Source organism: Alistipes sp. DJF_B185, assembly GCF_964250025.1.
GTDB lineage: Bacteria > Bacteroidota > Bacteroidia > Bacteroidales > Rikenellaceae > Alistipes > Alistipes finegoldii.
On the sequence record NZ_CAXUDY010000003.1, the window covers coordinates 291,988 to 314,957 of the forward strand.

Genomic DNA, 22,970 nt, shown 5'->3' on the forward strand with positions numbered 1-22,970 from the left:
AGTAATTTTATGTCACTCGAACAACAGATTTCGAAAGGGATCATGGAGGCCATGAAGGCCAAGGATACCGTGCGTCTGGGCGCACTGCGCAATGCCAAGAAATACATCATCGAAGCCAAAACGGCGGGACCGGAAATCACCGAACTGCCCGACGCCGACGTGCTGAAGATCATCTCCAAGCTGGCCAAGCAGGGGACCGACTCCGCGGCGATCTTCACCGAGCAGAACCGTCCGGACTTGGCTGCCGAAGAGCTGGCGCAGGTGGCCGTATTTCAGGAATTCCTGCCCAAGCAGCTCACCGCCGAGGAGCTTGCCGCCGAGGTCAAGGCCGTGATCGCCGAGGTCGGCGCGACGTCGATGAAGGAGATGGGCAAGGTGATGGGCGTCGCTTCGAAGAGGCTCGCAGGCCGTGCCGACGGCAAGGATATCTCGGCCAAGGTCAAGGAGTTGTTGGCGTAGGGGCGGCGGATGAGACGGTTGCTGCTGGTCGTTTGCTGGCTTGCCGCGGCGCAGACGGTCTGCGCCCGCAAACCCGCCGTGCGCTTCGACCTGCCTTACACGCTCGAACGGGGCAAGTATGTCGTGACGGTCGAGACCGCTGCGGGACCGCGCCGCTTCGCCTTCGACACGGGGGCTTCGCAGACCTGCATCAGCGAACGGCTCAGCCGCGAACTGGGACTCGCGGCGTCTGGCCGGGGGACGTCGGGCGATTTCGAAGGCCATCGTCATGCGATCACCTATGTCCGGGTGCCGTATCTCCGGATGGGCGAGGCGACCTACTCCGACCGGCAGGTGATCGTGCTGCCCGACAGCTCCTATATCTTCCGCTGTCTGGGCTTCGACGGCATTGCGGGCAGCGATCTGCTGCGCGGCTTCGTCGTGCGGATGCCCAATGCCGACTCGACGATCACGCTGGCGGGCGACCTGCGCCAGCTCGGCGGGTTCCGCTGCCGGGGCGGTGCGCGGATTCACTTTGCGGGAAACGCTCCTGTAATCGCCGTCCGTGTGGGCAGCGGCAAGTCCCGGATGAAAACCTACATGAAATTCGATACTGGCTCCGGGGCCTTGTTCGACTGCCGTTACGACGAGTGCCGGGCGATGATCGAAAAGGGGATTTTGCAGGAGGTGCGCCGCACGGAGGGACATTCCGGCAATCTGGGGTGGACCAACCGCTCGGTCGTCGGTGAAGCCGTGCGGGGTGTGATTCCCGAATTCGTACTGGCCGGGAATACGCTTGCCGGGATGCCCCTCGAAGTGACCCACGGCGGACACAGCAAGCTCGGATGCGGAGTTTTCCGCTGGGGAACGGTCGTGATCGACTATCCCGGCCGCCGTTTCTGGCTGCTGCCGCATGCCGAACAGCCCGGACCGCCCGATGTGTCGGTAAGCGGCGTCACCGTCGCGCTGGACGGAGGACGGTTGGTCGTGGGGCAGGTCTGGGACGAGACGCTTGCGGATAGGGTGGCTCCGGGCGACCGGATCGTATTTCTCGGAACGGTGGATGTGTCGCGGGTCGATCCCTGCGCCGTAATCCGGGGTGAGATCCGCGGCGACAAACCCCAGATGACGGTCGAACGCAAGGACGGTACCCGTGTGACGGTTCCGGTAAAAAGGATGAAATAAATGCACGTATTGGAATATCTGCACCGCAATGTCAAGACGGTCGCCATGCCCTCGGCCATGGTGGCGGGCGCCTTGCTGTGCCGTCCGGTGACGGCGCTCGAAGCGTGGACGCACCAGATGATTACGCCCTCGCTGATCTTTCTGATGCTCTTCGTCACCTTTTGCCGGGTGAAACCCAGCCAGATGAAGCCGTCGATGCTGCACGTGTGGCTGTTGCTGTTTCAGGTCGTGGTGAGCGCGGCGCTTTATTTCGCGTTGCTGCCGCTCGATGCGATCGTGGCGCAGGGTGCGATGATCTGTGTGCTGGCACCCGTGGCGATGGCCGCAGTGGTGATTGCGGGCATGCTGGGGGCCAACGTTCCGACGATGGCGACCTACAGCCTGCTGTGCAATATGGCGATCGCGTTGATAGCGCCCGTCGTGCTTTCGCTGGCCGGAACCGGGGCCTGCTCTTTCACGCAGATACTGGCCCGCATCGCACCGCTGCTGATCATGCCTTTCGCGGCGGCGCAGTTTTGCCGTTTTCTGCTGCCGAAGACCGCGAAATGGATCGGCGACCACAGTCAGATTTCGTTCTACATGTGGCTGGCGTCGCTGGTCGTGATTATCGGCCGCACGACGGCATTCATCATCGACCTGCACGATGCGTCGCTCTCGGTCGAGCTGTGGCTGGCGTTCGCCGCACTGGCGATCTGTCTGGTGCAGTTCAAGGTGGGCCGCATGCTCGGCCGCCGTTACGGGGACGCGCCGGCGGGCGGGCAGTCGCTCGGCCAGAAGAACACGGTGCTGGCCGTATGGATGGCGCAGTCGTTCCTCGACCCCATCTCCTCGATCGCCCCGACGGCTTATATCGTGTGGCAGAACTTCGTGAACAGTTATCAAATTTACAAAAAGGATAGAGAAACGACGAAAGATCGAATATAAATTACTAAAATATAGCGATTTATATTTGATTACGGGAATTTTTGTTGTTTTTGCGATTTTCCAGACAAAGCCCATAATTGCCTGATATTTGTTACTATTTTGTTACTCGAAAATGCTCTGGTAACAAAACAAATTCGCTATATTTGCCGTTGGAGCAACAAACGGGAACGGTATGGCGAAGCAGAAACAGACGGTCAAATTGAAGGAGCCGGTGCGAATCCGGTTCAAGCAACTATCCAACGGGAATCAATCCATCTATTTGGAGCACTATACGGGCGACGTGATCCGCAAGGAGAACTATGTCGGTGGCAAACGGAAATACGAGTTTCTGAAGCTATACCTTATTCCCGAACGAACGCGGGAGGACAAGGTGAAGAACGAAGCGACGCTCGCCCTTGCCAAAGCGATTCAGAGCAAACGGATCGTCGAGGTGCAAAACGATGCGCACGGATTCCAGAACACGAACAAGTCCCGAGTGAACCTGCTCGACTATCTGGAAAATATCGGGAAGCAGTCCGCTGAGCAGGGAAGCCGGAACTATGCCCGAACAGTGCTCAATACCGTCCGGGCATTGAGGCTGTTTCGCGGCGACTATATCGCTTTTCGGGACGTCGATAAGGAGTTTCTCTCGGAGTTTACCGATTACCTGCGACAGATGCCTAAGGCCAGTAAATACGGCGCATTGAAAACCGGAGGCCGGTTGAGCAACAATTCGGTCGTGTCTTATTACGGTACTTTGAGAACAGCCATCAACCGCGCTTACAAGGAGGGAATCATTACCGTCAATCCGACCAAAGAGTTCGATTTCGCAAGTAAGGTGCGGCAGGAGCCGAGCCGCCGCGAGTATCTGACAATCGACGAGTTGAAGACGCTGATAAATACCGAATGTCGGCACGAGATCGTCAAGCGGGCTTTTCTGTTCAGCTGTCTGTGCGGGTTGCGTGTAAGCGACATTCGCAAATTGAGGTGGTGCGACCTACAACGGAACGGCGGACGTGTCCGCATCGAAATTACGATGCAGAAGACCAAAGAACCGCTTTACCTGCCGATTTCGGACGAGGCTTTGAAATGGCTGCCAGAGCGCGGTGAGGCGAACGACAGTGATTTTATCTTTCCGCTGACGCACGAGGGGACGGTGAATGACACGCTGCAACACTGGGCGAAAGTCGCCGGAATAACCAAACACATCTCGTTTCATGTTGCCCGCCATACCCATGCCACGATGATGCTGACTTTGGGCGCCGATTTATATACCGTCAGCAAATTGCTCGGCCACAAGAATATCGCCACGACGCAGATTTATGCCAAAATCGTAGACAAGAAGAAAGAGGAAGCCATCGGGTTGATTCCGAATCTGACCGACTGAAACAGAGGCTAAACGTGCGGACGATGATTCGCACGTTTTTCTTTTTCAACAGTTTTTCGTATCTTCGTATGAAACAAGACGGATTATGGAAGGTATGGAGTTGAAACCGCAGTTCGACGAGCTGCAAAAGATATTCGATCGTTGCATCAAACACGCTTGCCGGGTATTGGAGGAGTGTATTGCGACGAAAACCACCCGATTCGCCCCCGACCAGCGGCAAGAGCAGGAACGGCTGGAGTATAACCGAATTGCCGACGAGCTGGCCGAGCTGTATCTGCACCACTCCGTATTGTCCGACCTCCGGTTCTGTTACTCCGAACCTGCATTCCTTTGGGAGGGCGGATTCTTTGAGGCACTGCATGCCGATGAAAAGAAAAAATACCTTGCATTCTCTGCGCCCTCGTTCGACTACTCCCGATACGAGCGGGATAACACGGCCTATGATGCCGAACTTCCTTATTTCTCTGCTGTCGTAAATGTCGTCGTCCGAGAACGTTATGCCGCTTACTTGCGGCAAAGGGAAATATCCATATCGGAATCTTCGCAGAAGTCGGCTTCTATTACTGCGCCGCCCATTGCGGAAACGGAGAATCCGTTCGATTCGATACTGACCGACGAGCAGATCGCCCACCTCGCTGCGGCCATCAACGACGTCAAGATGTTCAACGTATCGTTGTCGGCGGACGAGTTGAAAGCCATTTTTGCCTGCAAACCCGAAGCGATCGTGCGGTCGAACAACAACCGCCTCGTCGCCTTCTTTTTCTCGGGATTGAGCAGCCGCGGATTGATAACCCCCAACTGGCAATCTGTCATCGCCAATCACAAACTTTTCCTCTCGAAAGATACATCACGCGATAAATACATCAATCAAAGCGACTTATCTACGGCGACCAACTACATCCGCGACGTCGGCGTAGAGGGAAAATACGCAACCCTTGAAAAGTACCTCATGCAAGTGAAAAGACTTTGAGAACGGGTTGAGACCTCAAAGATAGGTCAGTCTGCTATCAAGCTTATCCTCAATATATTTGCCCCCGTAACGGTTACAAGACACGGAGGGCATGCACTCCATTTGTTTTATTTAAAATCCATCGAATTATGGAGAAAAGTATTGAGATGCGAGTTGCAGAACTCGAAAAGCAGGTGTTCCACACCAAAAACGTGTTGAGCTTCGAGGAGGCCAGCCGTTTTCTGAACCTCTCGAAAAGCTACCTCTACAAACTGACGTCGGGTAATCTGATTCCGCACTACAAGCCGCAGGGCAAGATGCTCTATTTCGAGCGGGCGGAATTGGAGGCATGGTTGCGTCGCAATCCCGTCAAGACGCAGGCACAGATTGAAGCCGAGGCACAGCAATACCTGCTCGGCCGCTCCTCGAAGAAGAAGTAGCGATGAATGCGCAACGTGATTCCGCTTCGGTTCCGGTTTCTTCGTGGTGTTCGGCCCGTCTGTTCGTTACGGATGAGTTCGCGGCTCCGCCCGTGATTCTGCGAGTGGATGATTCGGTTATCGGGACTTTGGGGAATTTCAGCGCTTCTACCGGCAAGGCGAAGAGCAAGAAGACGTTCAATGTCTGCGCAATCGTGGCGGCAGCCATGACCGGCGGCACGGTGTTGAACTATTCGGCCTCTTTGCCGCCGGAGAGGCGGCGCATCCTCTACGTCGATACGGAGCAGAGCCGCTTCCATTGCAAGCGGGTGTTGTGCCGGATTCTGCGGCTGGCGGGATTGCCGACCGATGTGCATCCGCCATTGTTGGAGTTCTTGTGCCTGCGCGGTTATGCCACCAAAGAGCGGTTGCGGAAGATCGAGGAGGCAATCTACGACCTCGACGACCTCGGACTGGTCGTTATCGACGGCATCCGCGATCTGGCGCACGACATCAACAGCCCCGGCGAGGCGACCGACCTCATCACGAAGTTGATGCAGTGGACGGACGAGCGGCGCATCCACATCCATACGGTGCTGCATCTGAACAAGGGCGACGACAACACGCGCGGGCATTTGGGCACGGAGTTGAACAACAAGGCCGAAACCGTGCTGCAAATTACCAAAGACGACTTCGACCGCGATATAAGTTCCGTTGCGGCGATGCACATCCGCGACCGGGATTTCGAGCCGTTCGCCTTTCGCATCAACGCCGATGCCTTGCCCGAGCAGGTCGAGGACTACCAACTTCGGCAGACTACCGCTGCCAAAAGTTTCGACTATGCCGAGGTCTGCGAGGCCAAGCACCGCGAGGCGTTGGAATTGTTGTTCTCCAAAGCCGACCGTGTTTCCTATTCGTCGCTTATCGGACGGTTGCAGAGCAGCTATGCCGCCATCGGCCATTCGTTCGGCATCAACAAGGCCAAGCAGCTCAAAGTCTTTTTGGAGAACAAGCGGATGATCGTCAAGGAGGATAAGTTCTACCGTTACAATCCCGATTTCCACTATTGACCTTTGCGGGCGGTTTAGTCCGGAACGAGGGTATATATTATTAAACCATTCTAAACCGGTACGGCGGATTAAACCCCGAATCGTACCAATAAACCGAGTGAAAGAAAAACAGCTTATGGACGCAAAAGCAATCAATAAGTTCCCAATACGGGAATACCTTGCCTCACGGGGCATCCGTCCGGCCAAGGATAGAAGTTATTGTGGCTTGTATCATTCGCCGCTGCGCGAAGATCATATGCCGAGCATGAAAGTGGACTATGACAAGAATCTGTGGATCGACTATGGTGCAGGCGAGGGCGGCACGCTGATCGACCTCGTGATGCACATGGAGCGGTGCGATGCCGGAGAGGCCATGCGGCGGCTGGAGCAATGGATAGATGGGGGCCCTATTTCTTCTTTTATAGGAAAAAATACAGCCCCGCAACGTCCACCCTCAATTGTAGTCGAGAGGGTGCGGCCGCTGGAAAACCCTGCTTTGCTTGACTACCTCATGGAGCGGGGCATCGACCTTGATACAGCTCGTATGCATTGTTCGGAGGTGCATTATCGCGTAGCGGACAAATCCTATTTCGCAGTTGGATTCCGAAACGATGCCGGAGGGTGGGAGCTGCGCAACCGCTATTTCAAGGGCTGCACCTCGAAAGCCCCGACGACCCGACGCGGCGATTATCCGACGTGCCTCGTTTTCGAGGGATTTATGGACTACCTTTCGTTTCTGACGCTCAAGCGCAACCCGAACCCGCCGCACAATATCGTCGTGCTGAACTCGGTAACGAACCTTGCCAAAGCCGTTCCGTTCATCGCGTCGCACGAACGGGTCTATACCTACCTCGACAATGACGAGGCGGGGCGAAAGGCGACCTCTGAATTGAAAGCCGCCTGCCGCAATATCTCCGACCAATCCGTCCACTATCGGCCGCACAACGATTTGAACGACTACCTGCGCAGCCATCGTCCCGTGAAAGGACACAAGCAGTCGCGCGGTCGCAAGTTGTAACGTCGCCCACCATTCGGCCGCTCTGCGCCCGCGGCTTTTCCTCCTCAGAAAAGCCATAGCCTATTAGGGCTTTTCCCGAGCCGCAACACTTCGTGTCGCTGAAAAAGCCCCAATAGGCCAAAGGGCGGCCCTTTGGAAACCCCTTGCGACCGTTTCGGCCGCCGACCGCACATGCGGTCGAAAATCCAACAACCGAAATCATCAACCGCAAAATTATTACTGAATCATGGGATACGTCGTATTGCATTTGGATAAGTCGCCGGACAACGAAGTACCGATGACCGCTCATATCGCACGCACCAAAATGCCGCCCAATGCCATGCCGGAACTGACCTACCTGAATGAAGAACTTGTCGAATTTCCGGAGGGCGTCGCCGACCGAACGGAAGCAATCAACCATCGGCTCGAACATGCCGGACTGACCCGTAAAATCGGGACGAATCAAGTGCGGGTAATTCGTGTCATGCTGACCGGCACACAAGAGGATATGCTGCGTATCGTTCAAGAGGGACGCCTGAAAGCGTGGTGTACCGATAACCTTGCATGGTTGCGAAAAACTTTCGGAGCCGAAAATGTCGTTTCGGCAGTATTGCACATGGATGAAGCGACACCGCATATCCACGCAGCTGTCGTCCCTATCGTAACTGGCGAACGTCGTAAAGTCCGAAAGGAGAAAACTGACGAAACAGGCAAGCGGAAATACCGCACGAAATCTACGGCCCGACCTCGGCTATGCGCTGACGATGTAATGTCGCGTATCAAGCTGAAAGAGTACCAAGACACCTATGCCGCAGCAATGGCCAAATACGGACTGCAAAGAGGTATCGACGGCTCGAACGCCCGACACGTTACAACACAGGAATTTTACCGCAACGCCATTGCCCGACAGCAGAATTTGCAGGACAATATCGGCGAACTACTCCGCATTGAGGAGGAGAAGCTCAAAGCCGTCGAACATGCCACAAAGCAGGAACAGACGGCACGTGCAGAATTGCATCGAACCGCGGCCGAACTGGCTGCGGTAAAAGGCGAGTTGAAGACCGAGAAACTGAAAAACTCCGCCGCCGAGGTCGGCACGACCATCCTCGACGGTATCGGGTCGATGATCGGAACGTCGAAAGTCAAACGGCAGGGGCAGGAAATCGGAGTTCTGCGACAAGAGGTCGCCGCACGCGATGAAACGATCGAAATCCTGCAAACGAAGATTCAGACCATGCAAAGCGAACATAGTCGAGAACTGACGACAATGCAGGCGCGACATACCACCGAAAAGGCGAACCTGACGAATCGACACGAAAAAGAAATGTCGCTATTGAAAGCAATCATCTCGAAAGCGACAACGTGGTTTCCCTATTTCCGTGAGATGATCCGAATGGAGAGTGTTTGCCGAACGGTCGGTTTCGACGATGAACAGACCGCGATGCTTATTAAAGGTAAACCGCTTGAATATAGCGGCAAACTATACTCCGAAGAGCACAACTGCAAATTCACGGTCGAACGAGTAACGGCGCAAATAACTCCCGACCTGACCGACAAACGAAAATTGCAACTAACCATCAGCAAAATACCAGTTAAGGAGTGGTGCAGGGAGAAGTTCGAGAAAGCACGGCACTTTTTCTCTCAAGAGCCACGACAATCCAAAGGCTTTAAACGATAAATATAAGTCCCGATAATCTATGAATTATCGGGACTTATTTATTTTCGGTTTTTGCCAATAGCCTTATCTATAACTTTTTTGAATTTTTCTAAACTATAATCATCGCCGTCATCCAATATAAAACAGCCATTGACATATTCCATATTTTCATCTACGATAATCAAAACATCACTGATCTGTTGCATACCAAGTCGATTCGCGCACCGAAATCTATGGTAGATATTCCATCCGCAAAATTGGTGTTCACTCACTACATTTGCATGGTCTTGAATCTCGTTCATTTTAACCTTGACCTCCTCGTCCAATTCTTTGAGTTGATTAGCGTAATCATCCATTTCTTCTTTGGCCTGCCGATATTCTTCTCTGGCATAGCTGCTCCATCCTCTCGAATCGCTCCAAATGGCAGCCGATGATTTTGCGGAATTGTATTGACGTTGCAGTCGTTCTTTTTTCTCTTCCGCATTTAGCTCGATCAAATCATGAGCGGCTCTAATCACAGCTAAATCCGTATAAATAGAAGTATATGCGCTGTCTATATGTGTTTCAATGGGTTCATAACTATCCGCATCGTAAAGACGTTTCATCATTTCCGACTTGGCAATCTCTGCTCCTCTTTGTTCTCTCGTCTGCACACAACCGAACAAAAATGGGACAATACTTAAAATTAAGAAAATCTGTTTCATAGTGGCTTTTATATTTGTTTTATAGATTTATCTGTAATGATAATGAATGCCCACTCGTTCTTTGCCATCTTTTTCATAAGTATATACATCGTCAATAATGACGGAACCACGACGATACAAATCGTATATCTCCGGAAAATTCGTTTTGATTAATTCGATGCGTTCTCCATAATCTCGAACATAAGTTCTTTTTACGACGCTACACGAGGTTAGCATGATGATAACCGACAGCAAGAGAATCAACCTTCTCATAATAAAAATTGTTTTCATCCTCCAGCTGCCACAAGGATATTAATAGTAACACGAAGCGTGGAACTGCAATGCCACGTCTTAACTTGAAGGTCGTAGGAAACCCATAGATGCAGATGTAGTGATAGCAGCCCACGCTATACGCGTGAGAACCACTATGCCCTCCTTGCATCTAATTGAAAATTTCCTACGTTTTCAAGTTACAAGATAAGCATAACGCTTCTTCTCAATATGTCTGGAACGAGCGAACTCTATCCAAATACAAAAATACGCAATTTTCTTGAGTTTAATATTAACCACTGAAAATTATGAAAGAATTTTATGGCAACCTAATTCAAAATTTGTAATTTTGATACAGCTAAAAAATTGATAAATAATGAAACTTAAAAGTACAGTAATAAAGAATTATAGAGGTATCAAAGAAGAGACATTGGTTTCATTTCAGGATTTCAATTGTATTGTGGGTAAAAATGATGTGGGGAAATCTACTTTATTGAAAGCAATAGATGCATTCCTTAATGAAAATAATCCTAATATAGAGGATAAAAACGTATATAGTGATTCCAATTTTATCGAAATAAACTTAATTTTTGATTCTGCGTCAAGTCCAATTATTTTGGATGATACTATTCCGGTATCACTTTTTGATGAAGAATTAGTTGATGAAAATGGATTAATCTCAGTTAAAAAGGTCTGGGATGTATCCCAAAAAACGATTAAACCTAAAATCTTTTTATGTCGCAAGATATATGATGCAGATGACTTTGTTATGTTGAGTGAAAAAGAGTTACGTACTCTTTGTGCAAAGTTTCATATAGAAACGGCAAAAGCAAACGGAGAAGAATATAACAATAAAGAAAAGCGGGAGAAATTGCGTGCATATCATCATGAAGCAGGCACGTCTTTCCATTTCGATTTTGAAGAAATGCCTGCTACGGGTACAACTCGTCCTAAAAAAATAATAGAAGCATTAAAAGGTATTTTACCGACCTTTGAATACTTTAGAGCTGACAGATCACTTTCAGATAGTGATACCTCTGTCCAAAAATATTTTAAGGATCAGGCTTATAAATTATTGAAATCAGAGATTTCGACAGATGAAGTTGAAGATTCGATTAGGCATCATATTGAGGAGGCATTAGGCAAAATTACACAAAAAATCAATCAAGTAGTTCCAGAAGATGAACAAGTTGAAGCTCAAGTGGAGTTTGATTGGTCGAAATTAATATCTACATCATTTCGTTGTAAAAAAGATGAGGCTAATATTCCTCTAACATCCAGAGGGGATGGTTTCAGACGGATTACAATGATGTCTTATTTTGAGATGTTAGCCGAAGAAAAACACTCTGGGAGGGATATGTTATTTGGGTTTGAAGAACCTGAAACTTTTTTACATCCCGAAACACAGCAGCAATTATATTCAAAATTAATCGGGATGAAAGATAATGGATATCAAATATTGGTAACAACTCATTCTCCTAATATCGTTGCCGAAAGTAATATTGAAGATTTGATATTTATACAACGAATAGATGGAAAGTATACTGTTCGACAACTTCCTCGTATAGATATTTATCAAATTATAGAAGAGTTAGGCATAAAAAGAAATAGTGCGCTTTTGAATGTATTCGGTGATATAAAAGTCCTGTTTTTACTTGAGGGTATTGATGATGTTGGTGCTTTTAATACTTTAGCTCGGGAATATAAGAAACATGGTGATATAGAGAAGACATTTGATGAGTTAGGTGTTTTATTAATTCCGGTTGGTGGATGTGGCGCTATCAAGCATTGGGCAGATTTGCAGATTATTCGAAAAATGCACAAACCATATTATATTTTATTAGACTCAGACAAACTTAATAATGATATGGATTCACCTAATTTATTAAGACTTAGAGAGCTGGGGTATGATGAAACCAATAGCAGTGTTACTCAAAAAAGAGAAATAGAATGCTATATACATCCTGATTATTTTAAAACGCTTAATCCTCCTATTGAAATCGAGTATGGAGATTGGGATGATGTAAAAACAATCTGCAAAAATCATGAATCATGTATCCAACTGGGTGGATCAAAAGTTTGTGCAAAACATTTCCAGAACTTAATATATGAAGATTTAAGAAAAACATTTTGCCCGGATGGAGAGCATGATGAGTTCCTCGACATTTATCATAAAATTTATGATATGTGCGAAGCTTGATTCCCTATATTTACTTTTTACCAATTAGTATGTTCTTGTTATTTGTTATAGGAGGTTGTGTAATTATTATAGCCATAATAGTTGTAATAGTGAAACGACTGCGTCTTACAAAGCAATCGGAACAACTTTCCGCAAAGATTGGTCGTATTCCCTCCTATGAAAGTGCAATAACGAACGACGGTAGAAAAGAAGCTGTTTATGCTCACAATGAGCGTTTTTCAGTCGATATTATTACGGATTTAGAGACCAGTTTTGCCGCCCGTTATATAACCTTTGCGCAAGAAAAAGAATTTACCTGTTATTACGCGGATTATTACCAAGAAGCAAATGCGCTCGTTCCACAACTCAAAAAGTTCAGTATCGAGCCATCGGATGTCATTGTAAAATTTCTCCATGATTTCGATAATATCGGCAAGCTCGTCAGATTGCATAACCAGCAAGTTATCCAAAATTCGCTCGATAGGCACAAACTCTTTTTCGATCATTGTTTGAAATATCCGTTGGACGAACAGCAGAGGCGTTCCATCGTATCGGAAGAGGATAATTGTCTGGTCGTAAGCAGTGCCGGAAGCGGCAAGACATCCTCCATCGTAGGAAAGGTCAAATACCTGATTGAAATAAAGAAAGTCGATCCGACACGGATTCTTCTTATCAGCTATACGAACAAGGCTGCCGCCGAGCTGACCGAACGAATGGGAATCGAGGGCTTGCGCGGCTATACATTCCATAAGTTGGCCCTTGATCTGATCGGGCAGCAAACAGGTAATAAACCTTCGATCTGCGACAATACGGATGCGTTGTTCGTGAAAATATACCGCGATTTGCTGGCCGATTCGCGATTCCGCAAACATGCGGTCGAGTATTTCGTCGATTATCAAGCCAATGAGGCGGATTGGGAGAAACGGAAAAATGAAAGACGGCAGCAGCTGTCCGAACAAAAGGACGTGCGGCTGAAAGCCATGGTTCCGGATATGGACGGCAAACAGATTTACGTGCGGAGCGAGCAAGAGCAGAAAATCTGTTTCGTCTTATCGTCCCTTGGCGTGCAGTTCAGATACGAGGAGCCTTACGAGCATCCGGTGGCCGATGCGATGCACTCCCAATATAGACCGGACTTTTCAATCTATTTTGAGCGTGACGGTAAACCGCAGCGTCTTTATCTGGAGCATTTCGGGGTAGATGAACACGGCTTCGTACCCGCATGGTTCGCCAAAGATCGGAATATATCCTACGAGGAGGCCAATCAAAAGTACAACGACGGCATCACATGGAAGCGGGCCGCCCACGAGAAATTCGGAACAAGACTAATTACGACGTCCAGCGTGGATTTTTACCGTTCGGATATTCGTGAGACGCTCAAACAATTGTTGCTCGATGCCGGTGTCCCTTTGCAAGAACGAACAGATACAGAGTTGTACAGCATGGTATTACCGGAGGGCAGCAAGCAGGAAAAGGCATTTATTAGATTGATCGCTACATTCGTCACCTTGCTGAAATCGAGTTGTCGATCATTGAAAGACGTCTTGAAACAGACTGACGAAGCCAATGACCGGCGTAGTGAGTTCGTAGTCAAAAACATTTTCCGTCCCGTGTATGAACGCTATGCGGAGGCTTTGCGCAGTGGCGGACAAATCGACTTTACGGATGCCATCTTGCAGGCGACCGAACTTTGCCGGGCAACGCATCCTGTGTCGTATGAATATATCATTGTCGATGAATTTCAGGATATATCCGTTGACCGCTACAACTTTCTCAAAGCCTTGCGCGAGGGAAATCCTCCGGCAAAACTCTATTGCGTAGGTGACGACTGGCAATCCATCTATCGTTTCTCGGGAAGCGATATGGCTCTTTTCAATAATTTCGCAGCTTTTTTCGGCCCAACCGAAATCAATAAAATCGAAACGACCTATCGTTTCGGTGAGCCGTTGGTTGGTTTATCGGCTCGATTCATCCAACGTAATACGGCGCAAATAAAAAAGAACATTCGGCCGTTCAGCGAGCAAAGGAAAACCGAGCTATCGTTCCAAGCCTACGACCGAAACAGCTATTGCAATGTCATCGGACAGCTTATTGCATCTATTCCGTCCGACAAATCTGTGTTCCTGCTGGGACGGTATTCATTCGACGATTACTACCTTTCGTTCATGTATAAAAGCGTCAAAGAAGGGAACAGATTTTACTATATCATTGGCGGCCGAAAGGTCGAATTCCTGACCGTGCACAAATCCAAAGGGCTTGAAGCCGACTATGTGATTCTGCTCCAATGCAACAAGGATACCTATGGTTTCCCCTCTCTCGTAAGCGATGACCCGTCTTTGCAATATGTGCTGACGGCAAGCGACCACTTCCCTTATGGCGAGGAGCGACGGTTGTTTTATGTAGCAATCACACGGGCCAAAGTCAAAACATGGGTGCTCTACGATGCACGATTCCCTTCTGTTTTTGTGGACGAGTTTCTGCGTCCCGAAAAAGTTACGGTGGAGAGTTACACCAAGCATCCGAATGCCAACAAGCGGTGGACGCGCCGTGCCGACCAATTTTTGCTGACGCTCCATCGTGAAGGAAAGAGCATCCGATATATTGCGGAGAAGATGGGCCGCAGTCAGGCTTCCATCGTCATGCGGTTGGGGAAGTTAGAAAGTTAATGACCACGTTTGTTGAGTTTGTGTAATGTAAATTATGATTGATATTGATGATTTTAAGCACGAGATAGAGTGTATTTATAAAGATGAAAAATACTCTGTCCGAGATAATGGAGCTGTTTTCCGGTATCCTCGTGATGGTAAACGGCCTCGTCAATATGATAACTTCTGGACTTTCGGTAAGTCCAATGATAAACACGGATACATGGAGATTGCGTCCGTTCGTGTTCACATTATCGTGGCAACGGCCTTTCATGGTCCGAAACCAACGGAAGACCATGTCGTCGATCATATAGATACGAATCGCCGCAACAATCGCCCGGACAATCTTCGATGGGTCACACGATTGGAGAACGCACTCGATAACCCGATTACCCGCAAACGTATCATTATGCGTTGCGGTAGTATCGAAGCGTTCTTAGCCAATCCGTCTTTGTTGAGAGAAAGCGATGTTACCCCCGATTTCAGTTGGATGAGAACTGTAACGGATGCAGAAGCCCAAGTCAGCAAAGAGCGATTATTGGCATGGGCTGAAAGCGACAAGCAAGCATCCGGAGGCACTTTGGGCGAATGGGTATATGGTCGGCAGTCAATTTCGCAAAATGACGGTCAGTCATCGAATGTAGACGAAATTGACAAGTTGCAATCCGATTCCTTAAACGGGTGGGGCCAAATTCCGCCTCGAGCATATGAACGTCCCGTTGAGCCGGAACAAAGAAAACCCAATGTTATGCTCTCGTTAACACCCGGAGCAGCCCAAGAAATCTATTTTTATAATGATAAGCCCAATGAATACCCATGTACTCCGCAGGAATATAGTGGTGATCCTTTAACTGCTTATGCCGCCAATTTGACCGAAAATGCAGTTTATTGGCGGAACAATAATGGAGATCGGGAGTATGTAGTAGACAAGTATGGATTTTCAGAAGATCGAAATTCTCTATATGTAATGACTAAATCCGCATACGTGTGGCAAAGCCAAGAGGATGGAGATTCTATGCCTATTCCCATAGCAAATCTCAATAAAGACGAGTTTAGTGAAAGTGAATTGGACTATCAACTTGGAGTGGTTGTGTACGAAGATAATTTATTCGTACATAAAAGGGTAGAAACCGGTTTTATGCCCAAAGAGTATTTGGAGGAGTTATTTATTGGCAAGAAGAAAAAGATTGACAAGAATTAAAATATTTCGGGAAACCCAATTTTATCCATATTTTTGTTGCTATTTTGTTACTTGCTGCAAGAACTGTTTTATGTTATAGATTAATAATCAGACGAATACAAGCGCAAGTAAATAATATGTGGCAGAACTTCGTCAATTCCTATCAGATTTACCGCCACGATCAGCGGAAGTCGGATTGAGCGCCCTTCGGCGCCGGGCTTTTTTTCCGCCTGCAATCGTCACGAAAAATAGGACAGCCGCGATTTCGGGTCGCGGCTGTCTTGTGTGTATGCGAGGTGTTTCCGGACGAGGGTTATTTCCGGAAGATGAAATAGACGGCCAGAATCAGGCAGAGAAATCCGGCGAGGTGGTTCCAGCGCAGGGTGTCGGATTTCATGAAGACCAATGCGAAGAGTGTGAATACGGAAAGCGATACGACCTCCTGTATCACTTTAAGTTCCCAGATGGAGAACGGGCCGCCGAACTGCGCGGAGCCGATGCGGTTGGCGGGGACCTGAAAGCAGTATTCGAACAGGGCGATGCCCCAGCTCAGCAGGACGATCGCCAGCATGCCGAAGCGTTCGAGTTTCGATTTGAATGCGATATGTCCGTACCATGCGAGCGTCATGAAGGCGTTCGATATGACGAGCAGAACGACGGTGGAGATTCCTTTGAACATATATGCGTCCGGGTTAAAAATCCCGCAAATGTATCAAAAATTTCCGTACGATATCCGCTTCGGGGAAATATTTGCGTCGGCCGGCCGAATCCCGAATCCGGGAGGAGCAGAGGAAAGGTAATGCTGAGGAGGTTGCAAAGGGGGCGCGAGGGGCAGGAAGCGGGGCGTTTTCTTGGGTCGGGCTTCTGAGAGGGGGCAGCCGATCCGCATGATCCGCCGAAGGGGCGCCGGACAAAAATCCCGACCCTATTGTGGTCGGGAATTGCGGCGGCCTTTTGCGGGGCCGTGCGCTTATTTCAGCAATGTTTCGAGGTCGGTGATGTCGCGGAAGTCGCCGATGATGACGTCGGCGTCGGTTTCGGCGGCCAGCATTTGGCGGGAGTGCGTGGACGCCAGCGCGACGATGCGGCCCGCGCCGGCCCGCCGTGCCGACTCGATGCCCGCCTTGGCGTCTTCGAAAACGACGCATTCGGCCGGTGCGAGTCCGAGTGCGGCCGCCGCCGTCAGGTAGATTTCCGGATCGGGTTTGCAGCGCGTCACCATGTCGCCGTTGATTTTGGCGTCGAAAAAGGATTCGATGTCGCACTTCTCAAGCACGAAATCGACATTGGCCCTGCATCCCGATGAACCTACGGCGCAGCGTATGCCCGCATCGCGGAGCTTGCCCAGCAGGGCGACCAGTCCCGGCATGGGTTCGATTTCGGGTGCGTAGATTTCGCGGTAGACGGCCTCCTTCTCGTCGCCAAGCGCCGCCAATCCTTTCTCGCGGATCACCTCTTCGGGCATGATGAGCCGCATGATGTCGTCGTTGCCCATGCCGAAAGCCTGTCCGAGTTTCTCCTTCCAGCCGCGCACGCCGTAGCGGTCACAGAAGATTTCGAACGCCCGGATGTGGACCGGAGAGTTGGCCACGAGCGTACCGTCCATGTCGAATATGGCGCCTTTTATCATATGATTCCGTATTTTAAGCCCCAAAGGTAGTCAAAATCTTCGACACAAGGAACCCTATGTCAGAATTTGAGGTGCATGCTCAGGTTTACGGCGAAGTTCTGCACGTCCTGTCCCGGTTTGGGATCGCGGTGGGTGAGACGCCAGATGCAGTCCACGCGCAGCAGGCGGAAGATATTTTCGACGCCGAAGCCCATTTCGACGTAGGGGTCCGAAACCGACGTCATGCCGCGGGGGAAGAGCAGTGGGGCCTGCGTGTCGGGCAGACTGCCGTCGTTCTCCTTCGAGAGCGTGCCCCACACGCCCTTGCAGACCAGCACTTCGCGCCACTTGAGTTTCTTGACGAGCGGAATGCGGCCCAGCAGGATGCCGTTGAAGTGGTGTTCGAAGAAGAGCGCCACCCATGCGTCCGATGCGAATTCGTAGAAATTCATGCACGAGAAGGCATTGGGATCGTAGAAATAGGTGCCGTTGCCTTCGTGGAGCTTGAGCAGCGGATAAGGGACCTTGCCGAAGATTTTGCCGCCCTGCAACGTGATGTTGGAATAACCCAGCGGCGGCAGTTCGGGTTTGTAGTGGATGCCCCCTTCGAGCCGGTAGTATTCGTAGCTGTCGTTCAGCATGGCGGGAACGCCGGCCGTGAATCCGAGCGTCAGGACGGGGTAGACCGTGCCCATGTACTGTTTGTCGAAGGGCAGGCGGTAGATGCTCTCGTTCTTCGAAATACGCATCCCGACGTGCAGCGCCGCGTCCGATACGGAGTTTACGATCCGGCCGTCGGGACGCACCAGCGGCACGTAGCGGTTGCCGAAGATCTTCTGGATGCGGGCGCCGAGGAAATTGCTGGTGCCGTGGCTCCATTCGTGTTCGTAGCCGATCTCGCCGCGGTTGACCATCGAAAGCCGGGAGTCGCCGCGCGAGAGCAGTGAGCCGAGGATGTTGCTCTCCGTGAGCGCGTTCTGTCCCGCGCCCAGCTGCATCACGTCGTGCCGGCCCGAAACGGTGAGCTTGCGTGTCAGGCGGCGGTTGAAGGCCAGTTCGACGCTGCCGCCGCCCTTGAACATGCCGTCGCGCGTGCCGTAGGCCGCATATCCTGAGAGACGTATGCGTTTGCTGACGGCCGTGGTCGTGCGGAATCCCGGCTGCATGCGGAACCCTTCGAGTTTGTTGAAGCTGGCCAGTTTGTAATAGGGGCCGATACCGATGTATTTGGTGTTCCAGTAACCGACGATCACGGTGTTGATGAGCGTGTAGATGTTGCGGTAGAGCGGCACGTTCTGCACCGAATCGACCATCGAGTAGATGCCTTTCTCCTTCTCGCTCAGCCGGTAGGGGCGCACCTCTTCCCAGAAGGCTTCGTCCGTGCGGCAGACTCCCTCTTCGTCGCCGATGACGACGTTGTTGTCCATGCGCGCGACTTCGTCGGGAATGGGAACCCCGACGCGCACGTCGGAGTAGACCACTTCGCGCGTACCGATGAACGAGGTCAGCTTCGACGAGTCGCCCGTGGCGATCGAAAATTCGGCCGAAACCCGGTCGCGGTGGCGGAACCACGTGCTGTCGGCGACGATGCGGTTGTCGTTTTCGAGCCGCAGGTGTTTGATCCAGTTTACATTGACGCCCTTAGGCATGCGCGCCGAGGCCGACTGCAGGGCGTACGACGCCGAGTCGATATTGACTTCGCCGTCGAGTACGGGCGTGGCGAGCCGCTTGGGATGGAAACGGATTTTGTAGGTTTTGCGCCCCTCCACCTGCATGCTGTCCACCAGAAAATAGTCGTAGAAGGCCAGACCCGAATCGGAGAGCGGACTGGCGAAGCGGACGTTGAAGATGTCGATGTAATTGGCGTAGAAATTGACGTTGCCGTGCATCCGGCCCGTGAACTGGGCGATGGCGAAGCTGTCCTCGACGCCCGACACGCGGCTGGCGCGGATGATTTCGCGCGAAACGGCGGGGGTGCGCCTGCTGTGGTAATAGTCGGCCGTGGCTTCGGAGATCATGGCCGGCAGGTAGGCCTGTCCGGTGAGCGCCGAGGTGTCGATGTAGTCGAAGACGAACCCGAAATTGCGTTGCAGCCGCTTGCTGCGGAACCGGGGCTTGATGTTCGTCAGGTCGAGCTGCATCTTGGTATAGGTGGCGCAGGTGTAGCTGTCGTACAGGTCGGGATCGTTCTGGGGCTTGCGGCGGATGACGCCCCGCAGAATCGGATGCGCCGGGTTGTCGCCGGGGGTGATGACGACGCTGCCGATGCCGAACTCCACGGCTTCGAGGGCGAAGTCGATCTGGTTGAAGCCTCCCTGCACGAGCGGCTTGGTCTGCGAGGCGTAGCCGACCATCGAGGCCTGCACGCGGCTCACCGTGTCGCGGGTTTCGAGTGTGTAGATGCCCGCCTCGTCGGTGGTGATGCCCGTCGTGGTGCCGGGAAAGACGACGCTCACGAACTGCATCGGCGTGCCGTCGGCGGCGTCGGTGACGCGCCCGCGGACACGGGTGCTCTGCGCCGGCAGGACGGTGGGGAGGAACAGAACCGCGATGAGAAAGGCGAGCGGTTTGTATGTGATTTTTCGGCGAAGCATCTGACAAATGTAGCTAAAATGCGACAATCCGGGTAAAATAAACTACCTTTGCGCAACTTAAGCCGAAAAATTGAACATCAAGAGCTGAGATGGCACACGGAAAAGTCGAAAAGACGAATGCGGCGCGGCTGCTCGACCGTGCGAAGATAAATTACGAGCTCGTTCCCTACGAGGTGGACGAAGAGCATCTGGCGGCGACGCACGTCGCTGAACAGCTGGGCGAGGAGATCGCCACGGTTTTCAAGACCCTCGTGCTGAAAGGCGACCGGACGGGATACTTCGTCTGCGTGGTGCCGGGGAATCACGAGGTCGATCTCAAGGCCGCGGCCCGCGTGTCGGGCAACAAGAAGGCCGATCTGATTCCGATGAAGGAACTGCTGCCCGTGACGGGTTATATACGCGGCGGCTGTTCGCCGGTCGGCATGAAAAAGCGCTTCCCGACTTATATCCACTCTTCGGCCGGGGAGCATCCGTTCATCTATATCAGCGCCGGCGTCCGGGGCCTGCAACTGAAAATCGCCCCGGCAGAGCTGATAGCATTCGTCGGGGCGACCGTGGCTGAGATCAGCCGGGAAGGGTAGTGTCTGAGTTTACCGTTCCGGCCGGGGCTTTGCGCATTTTTCATATACTGCGGCCGTTTGTTCGGCGATAGCGTCCCAGTCGTATTTTTCCATCGGATATTCCTTTTGCCGATAGGGTGCGTCGATGTTCTGCTGGAGCTTCTGCGCCAGCGCGGCTATGTCGCCGACGGGGAAATAAGCCTCTTTTTCAAGACCGACCTCCAGATTGGCCGGAATGTCGCTTACGATGACGGGCAGTCTGTAACTCATCGCTTCCAGCAATGCGATCGGAAGCCCTTCGTGCGAAGAGGGCAGCACGAAGCAGCGGGCGTGGGTGAGAAGGGCGTGCAGCTTTTTCCCCTTGATGAAGCCGGTCAGGACGACGCCCTGTTCCCGTGCGTATTTTTTGAGTCCTGCGGAGTACTCGTCTTCGAAATCCGTATCTCCGGCCAGCACCAGTCTGCACCCCTTGTTGTCGGTCTTCGAGAAGGCTTCGATCAGGTGGTGCAGGTTCTTTTCCGGGACGAAGCGGCACATGCTGAAGATGTATTTCCCCTTTTCGACGCCCGTTTCTTCGAGATATTCCGGAAAATCGACGATCTGGGGAGCCGGAACCCCGTTGTAAATCAGGTGACACTCTTTGCGGTGGTATTTGCGGATCAGCATGTCGTTTATGACGTTCGAAATCACGATGATTTCATTGGCGAAGCGTGCGCCCATCATTTCACCCAGTCTGAGTACCGTTTTGGCCGCCGCACCCCATTTGTCCCGGTCGTAATCCGGTCCGTGGTGGGTAAATACCACCTTCAGTCCCAGCAGGCGTGCGACCGGCGTCAGCAGCGCCGGGCCGACGGCGTGGATGTGGATGATCTCGGCTTTCAGCTTTTTGGCTTCGAGGACGGCCCGGAACGTATGGACGATCGCTTCGAACGACTTCTTTTTCGGGGTTGCGAGATCGACGAGCGTGATTCCCTCGTATTGCCGCAGCGTGTCGTGCACGTAGCTTTTCCGCCGTATTACGGTTACGTCGAATCCCTTCCGGGCGATACGCGGAAACAGCTCTTCGCAGTGCGTTTCCACGCCGCCCATGATGCCGGGAATCCCACGGGTGCCGGTGACGACTATTTTCATAGCCGGAAAACGGTCATTCTTTTTGGCATTCACGACTTGGTTAGAATTTTTCCCGCAAATCGCCCTGCATCGGGTCTTGGCCGACATCGCACCACTTCTTGTCCAGACAGGCCGGTTTTCCCCGCAGGCTGCGGAGCTTGTTTCTGAGCGCCCACCTCAGCGGGTATTTCATGTATTTGTGCATTACAGGACTGGCTGTACCGACCATCCAGCAGTTTTTCGGGCATTTCCGGACCATGGCGCGGACTTCCTGCGCCCGGTCGCTCTCCCAGATATTCATGAAGTCGGGCGTTTCGTGGATATTGCCCATAGATTTCTGCCAGTATTTCTCTTCGAGACCGTTGCACGGATACACCTCGCCGAAAGGATCGATGAAGAAGTTCGCCGAACCCGCTTCGCACGGCAGCATGCGGCGGCCGCCTTCGATGTAGTTGATCAGCCCCATATTGAACCATGCGCGGAACCAGCTTTTCGGATGGTTCTCCTGCAACTGCCATTCGATCAGCTGTTCGAAGTTTTTGCACACCTCGTCCTTGTTGGTGATTACGTTGTCGTCCTTGTGGAAATAATAGGAGTTGTGGAAAGCCGCCGTAGCGAACTCCATGCCCAAGGACAGCGACAGCTGATAGAGCGAGAGCATATCCTTGGAATTGTTGTTCGATACGGTGCAGCCGAATCCGATGTCTTTCAGCCCCATTTGCTTCAGCGTGAGCAGTGTTCTCAGCCCTTTGTCGAAGCCGCCGGCATGTCCGCGCAGCTCGTCGTTCTTGCAGCTCAGGCCTTCGATCGAGATGCGGATGCCGATGTTCGGGAATTGTTTGGCCAAGGCCACGACTTTGTCTTCGAACCATCCGGACGTGGAGATGACGATGCGGTCCGTATGTTTGTAGCACTCCTCCACGATCTCCGCCAGATCTTCGCGGACGAAGGGTTCTCCGCCGGTCAGGTTGATGAATTTCAGGCGCGGCAGCGTACGAAGGTCCGCAGCTTTGATTTCGTCGTCTTTTTTCGTGGGGTTGAACCAGATGTTGCACATCTTGCATTTCATCGGACAGCGATAGGTCAGGATGATGCTGGCGTCGGTGGGGTGCGGGATATTTTCAGCAGACATGATTTTGACAGATTTGTATGAATC

At 51.6% G+C, this 22,970-nt stretch carries 20 protein-coding genes; 13 read left to right on the forward strand and 7 right to left on the reverse strand.

Features of this window, described 5'->3' with window-relative positions:
* Positions 1-9 precede the first annotated feature (9 nt).
* From ACESTR_RS06405 to mobV, 9 genes are all read left to right on the forward strand, one after another.
* Positions 10-459, forward strand: a complete 450-nt coding sequence (locus ACESTR_RS06405) for a GatB/YqeY domain-containing protein (RefSeq protein ID WP_014776370.1) — start codon at positions 10-12, stop codon at positions 457-459.
* A gap of 9 nt (positions 460-468) precedes the next feature.
* On the forward strand, positions 469-1,623 hold the full coding sequence (locus ACESTR_RS06410) for a retropepsin-like aspartic protease (protein WP_217729843.1): 1,155 nt from the start codon (positions 469-471) through the stop codon (positions 1,621-1,623).
* A complete protein-coding gene (locus tag ACESTR_RS06415) occupies positions 1,624-2,547 on the forward strand; it encodes a transporter (RefSeq protein WP_302574560.1) in 924 nt (307 codons plus the stop codon).
* 172 nt (positions 2,548-2,719) lie between these two features.
* Positions 2,720-3,913: a site-specific integrase gene (locus tag ACESTR_RS06420; protein ID WP_302407617.1), complete on the forward strand. Its 1,194-nt coding sequence runs from the start codon at positions 2,720-2,722 to the stop codon at positions 3,911-3,913.
* A gap of 85 nt (positions 3,914-3,998) precedes the next feature.
* Positions 3,999-4,883, forward strand: coding sequence for a hypothetical protein (locus ACESTR_RS06425; protein WP_373179020.1), 885 nt, complete (start codon positions 3,999-4,001; stop codon positions 4,881-4,883).
* A 128-nt stretch (positions 4,884-5,011) separates the two neighbouring features.
* On the forward strand, positions 5,012-5,302 hold the full coding sequence (locus ACESTR_RS06430) for a helix-turn-helix domain-containing protein (RefSeq protein ID WP_195272860.1): 291 nt from the start codon (positions 5,012-5,014) through the stop codon (positions 5,300-5,302).
* 2 nt (positions 5,303-5,304) lie between these two features.
* The gene (locus tag ACESTR_RS06435; protein WP_195637317.1) at positions 5,305-6,351 is read left to right on the forward strand and encodes an AAA family ATPase; all 1,047 of its coding nucleotides are present in this window, start codon (positions 5,305-5,307) and stop codon (positions 6,349-6,351) included.
* A 244-nt stretch (positions 6,352-6,595) separates the two neighbouring features.
* On the forward strand, positions 6,596-7,348 hold the full coding sequence (locus ACESTR_RS06440) for a toprim domain-containing protein (protein ID WP_256169672.1): 753 nt from the start codon (positions 6,596-6,598) through the stop codon (positions 7,346-7,348).
* A gap of 226 nt (positions 7,349-7,574) precedes the next feature.
* Complete coding sequence (gene mobV / locus ACESTR_RS06445; protein ID WP_281808143.1) at positions 7,575-9,005, forward strand: MobV family relaxase; 1,431 nt, start codon at positions 7,575-7,577, stop codon at positions 9,003-9,005.
* A 38-nt stretch (positions 9,006-9,043) separates the two neighbouring features.
* Here the strand turns inward: mobV and ACESTR_RS06450 are convergent, their stop codons facing one another.
* Positions 9,044-9,688 (reverse strand): hypothetical protein, encoded by a 645-nt coding sequence (locus tag ACESTR_RS06450; protein WP_281808145.1) that lies wholly within the window; start codon positions 9,686-9,688, stop codon positions 9,044-9,046.
* A gap of 27 nt (positions 9,689-9,715) precedes the next feature.
* A complete protein-coding gene (locus tag ACESTR_RS06455) occupies positions 9,716-9,940 on the reverse strand; it encodes a hypothetical protein (RefSeq protein ID WP_195272850.1) in 225 nt (74 codons plus the stop codon).
* A 373-nt stretch (positions 9,941-10,313) separates the two neighbouring features.
* On the opposite strand from ACESTR_RS06455, the gene ACESTR_RS06460 reads away from it, so the two are divergent.
* The 3 genes from ACESTR_RS06460 to ACESTR_RS06470 are packed head-to-tail and all read left to right on the forward strand — an operon-like array spanning position 10,314 to position 15,962.
* Positions 10,314-12,137 (forward strand): ATP-dependent nuclease, encoded by a 1,824-nt coding sequence (locus ACESTR_RS06460; RefSeq protein WP_253011649.1) that lies wholly within the window; start codon positions 10,314-10,316, stop codon positions 12,135-12,137.
* Positions 12,138-12,166: 29 nt separating this feature from the next.
* Positions 12,167-14,782: a UvrD-helicase domain-containing protein gene (locus ACESTR_RS06465; protein ID WP_195636678.1), complete on the forward strand. Its 2,616-nt coding sequence runs from the start codon at positions 12,167-12,169 to the stop codon at positions 14,780-14,782.
* A gap of 34 nt (positions 14,783-14,816) precedes the next feature.
* Positions 14,817-15,962 (forward strand): HNH endonuclease signature motif containing protein, encoded by a 1,146-nt coding sequence (locus tag ACESTR_RS06470; protein ID WP_229034961.1) that lies wholly within the window; start codon positions 14,817-14,819, stop codon positions 15,960-15,962.
* 292 nt (positions 15,963-16,254) lie between these two features.
* Here ACESTR_RS06470 and ACESTR_RS06475 read toward each other — a convergent pair whose 3' ends face one another.
* The 3 genes from ACESTR_RS06475 to ACESTR_RS06485 all read right to left on the reverse strand — a co-directional run bounded on the left by ACESTR_RS06475 (position 16,255) and on the right by ACESTR_RS06485 (position 20,144).
* A complete protein-coding gene (locus ACESTR_RS06475; protein WP_009598150.1) occupies positions 16,255-16,620 on the reverse strand; it encodes a DMT family protein in 366 nt (121 codons plus the stop codon).
* Positions 16,621-16,911: 291 nt separating this feature from the next.
* A complete protein-coding gene (locus ACESTR_RS06480) occupies positions 16,912-17,571 on the reverse strand; it encodes an HAD family hydrolase (RefSeq protein WP_022043720.1) in 660 nt (219 codons plus the stop codon).
* Positions 17,572-17,630: 59 nt separating this feature from the next.
* Complete coding sequence (locus ACESTR_RS06485) at positions 17,631-20,144, reverse strand: DUF5686 family protein (RefSeq protein ID WP_022043721.1); 2,514 nt, start codon at positions 20,142-20,144, stop codon at positions 17,631-17,633.
* An 89-nt stretch (positions 20,145-20,233) separates the two neighbouring features.
* Here ACESTR_RS06485 and ybaK point away from each other — a divergent pair, with 89 nt between their 5' ends.
* Positions 20,234-20,725 carry a Cys-tRNA(Pro) deacylase gene (ybaK, locus tag ACESTR_RS06490; RefSeq protein WP_009598127.1) on the forward strand — a complete coding sequence of 164 codons (492 nt, stop codon included), beginning with the start codon at positions 20,234-20,236 and terminating at the stop codon, positions 20,723-20,725.
* Between the two features lie 9 nt (positions 20,726-20,734).
* Here the strand turns inward: ybaK and ACESTR_RS06495 are convergent, their stop codons facing one another.
* Both ACESTR_RS06495 and ACESTR_RS06500 read right to left on the reverse strand, forming a co-directional pair.
* Positions 20,735-21,835: a glycosyltransferase family 4 protein gene (locus ACESTR_RS06495; RefSeq protein ID WP_014776375.1), complete on the reverse strand. Its 1,101-nt coding sequence runs from the start codon at positions 21,833-21,835 to the stop codon at positions 20,735-20,737.
* Positions 21,836-21,875: 40 nt separating this feature from the next.
* The gene (locus ACESTR_RS06500; RefSeq protein WP_227042343.1) at positions 21,876-22,946 is read right to left on the reverse strand and encodes a radical SAM protein; all 1,071 of its coding nucleotides are present in this window, start codon (positions 22,944-22,946) and stop codon (positions 21,876-21,878) included.
* Positions 22,947-22,970: the final 24 nt, after the last annotated feature.

What these genes read in the sequence shown, in the direction of transcription:
- ACESTR_RS06425 (WP_373179020.1), top strand. Translation starts at nt 3,999, where the DNA reads ATGGAAGGTATGGAGTTGAAACCGCAGTTCGACGAGCTGCAAAAGATA.
- ACESTR_RS06410 (WP_217729843.1), top strand. Translation starts at nt 469, where the DNA reads ATGAGACGGTTGCTGCTGGTCGTTTGCTGGCTTGCCGCGGCGCAGACG.
- ACESTR_RS06480 (WP_022043720.1), bottom strand. Translation starts at nt 17,571, where the DNA reads ATGATAAAAGGCGCCATATTCGACATGGACGGTACGCTCGTGGCCAAC.
- ACESTR_RS06405 (WP_014776370.1), top strand. Translation starts at nt 10, where the DNA reads ATGTCACTCGAACAACAGATTTCGAAAGGGATCATGGAGGCCATGAAG.
- ACESTR_RS06430 (WP_195272860.1), top strand. Translation starts at nt 5,012, where the DNA reads ATGGAGAAAAGTATTGAGATGCGAGTTGCAGAACTCGAAAAGCAGGTG.
- ACESTR_RS06440 (WP_256169672.1), top strand. Translation starts at nt 6,596, where the DNA reads ATGAAAGTGGACTATGACAAGAATCTGTGGATCGACTATGGTGCAGGC.
- ACESTR_RS06495 (WP_014776375.1), bottom strand. Translation starts at nt 21,835, where the DNA reads ATGAAAATAGTCGTCACCGGCACCCGTGGGATTCCCGGCATCATGGGC.
- ACESTR_RS06470 (WP_229034961.1), top strand. Translation starts at nt 14,817, where the DNA reads ATGATTGATATTGATGATTTTAAGCACGAGATAGAGTGTATTTATAAA.
- mobV (WP_281808143.1), top strand. Translation starts at nt 7,575, where the DNA reads ATGGGATACGTCGTATTGCATTTGGATAAGTCGCCGGACAACGAAGTA.
- ACESTR_RS06465 (WP_195636678.1), top strand. Translation starts at nt 12,167, where the DNA reads ATGTTCTTGTTATTTGTTATAGGAGGTTGTGTAATTATTATAGCCATA.
- ACESTR_RS06460 (WP_253011649.1), top strand. Translation starts at nt 10,314, where the DNA reads ATGAAACTTAAAAGTACAGTAATAAAGAATTATAGAGGTATCAAAGAA.
- ACESTR_RS06485 (WP_022043721.1), bottom strand. Translation starts at nt 20,144, where the DNA reads ATGCTTCGCCGAAAAATCACATACAAACCGCTCGCCTTTCTCATCGCG.
- ACESTR_RS06455 (WP_195272850.1), bottom strand. Translation starts at nt 9,940, where the DNA reads ATGAGAAGGTTGATTCTCTTGCTGTCGGTTATCATCATGCTAACCTCG.
- ACESTR_RS06420 (WP_302407617.1), top strand. Translation starts at nt 2,720, where the DNA reads ATGGCGAAGCAGAAACAGACGGTCAAATTGAAGGAGCCGGTGCGAATC.
- ACESTR_RS06450 (WP_281808145.1), bottom strand. Translation starts at nt 9,688, where the DNA reads ATGAAACAGATTTTCTTAATTTTAAGTATTGTCCCATTTTTGTTCGGT.
- ACESTR_RS06435 (WP_195637317.1), top strand. Translation starts at nt 5,305, where the DNA reads ATGAATGCGCAACGTGATTCCGCTTCGGTTCCGGTTTCTTCGTGGTGT.
- ACESTR_RS06475 (WP_009598150.1), bottom strand. Translation starts at nt 16,620, where the DNA reads ATGTTCAAAGGAATCTCCACCGTCGTTCTGCTCGTCATATCGAACGCC.
- ybaK (WP_009598127.1), top strand. Translation starts at nt 20,234, where the DNA reads ATGGCACACGGAAAAGTCGAAAAGACGAATGCGGCGCGGCTGCTCGAC.
- ACESTR_RS06500 (WP_227042343.1), bottom strand. Translation starts at nt 22,946, where the DNA reads ATGTCTGCTGAAAATATCCCGCACCCCACCGACGCCAGCATCATCCTG.
- ACESTR_RS06415 (WP_302574560.1), top strand. Translation starts at nt 1,624, where the DNA reads ATGCACGTATTGGAATATCTGCACCGCAATGTCAAGACGGTCGCCATG.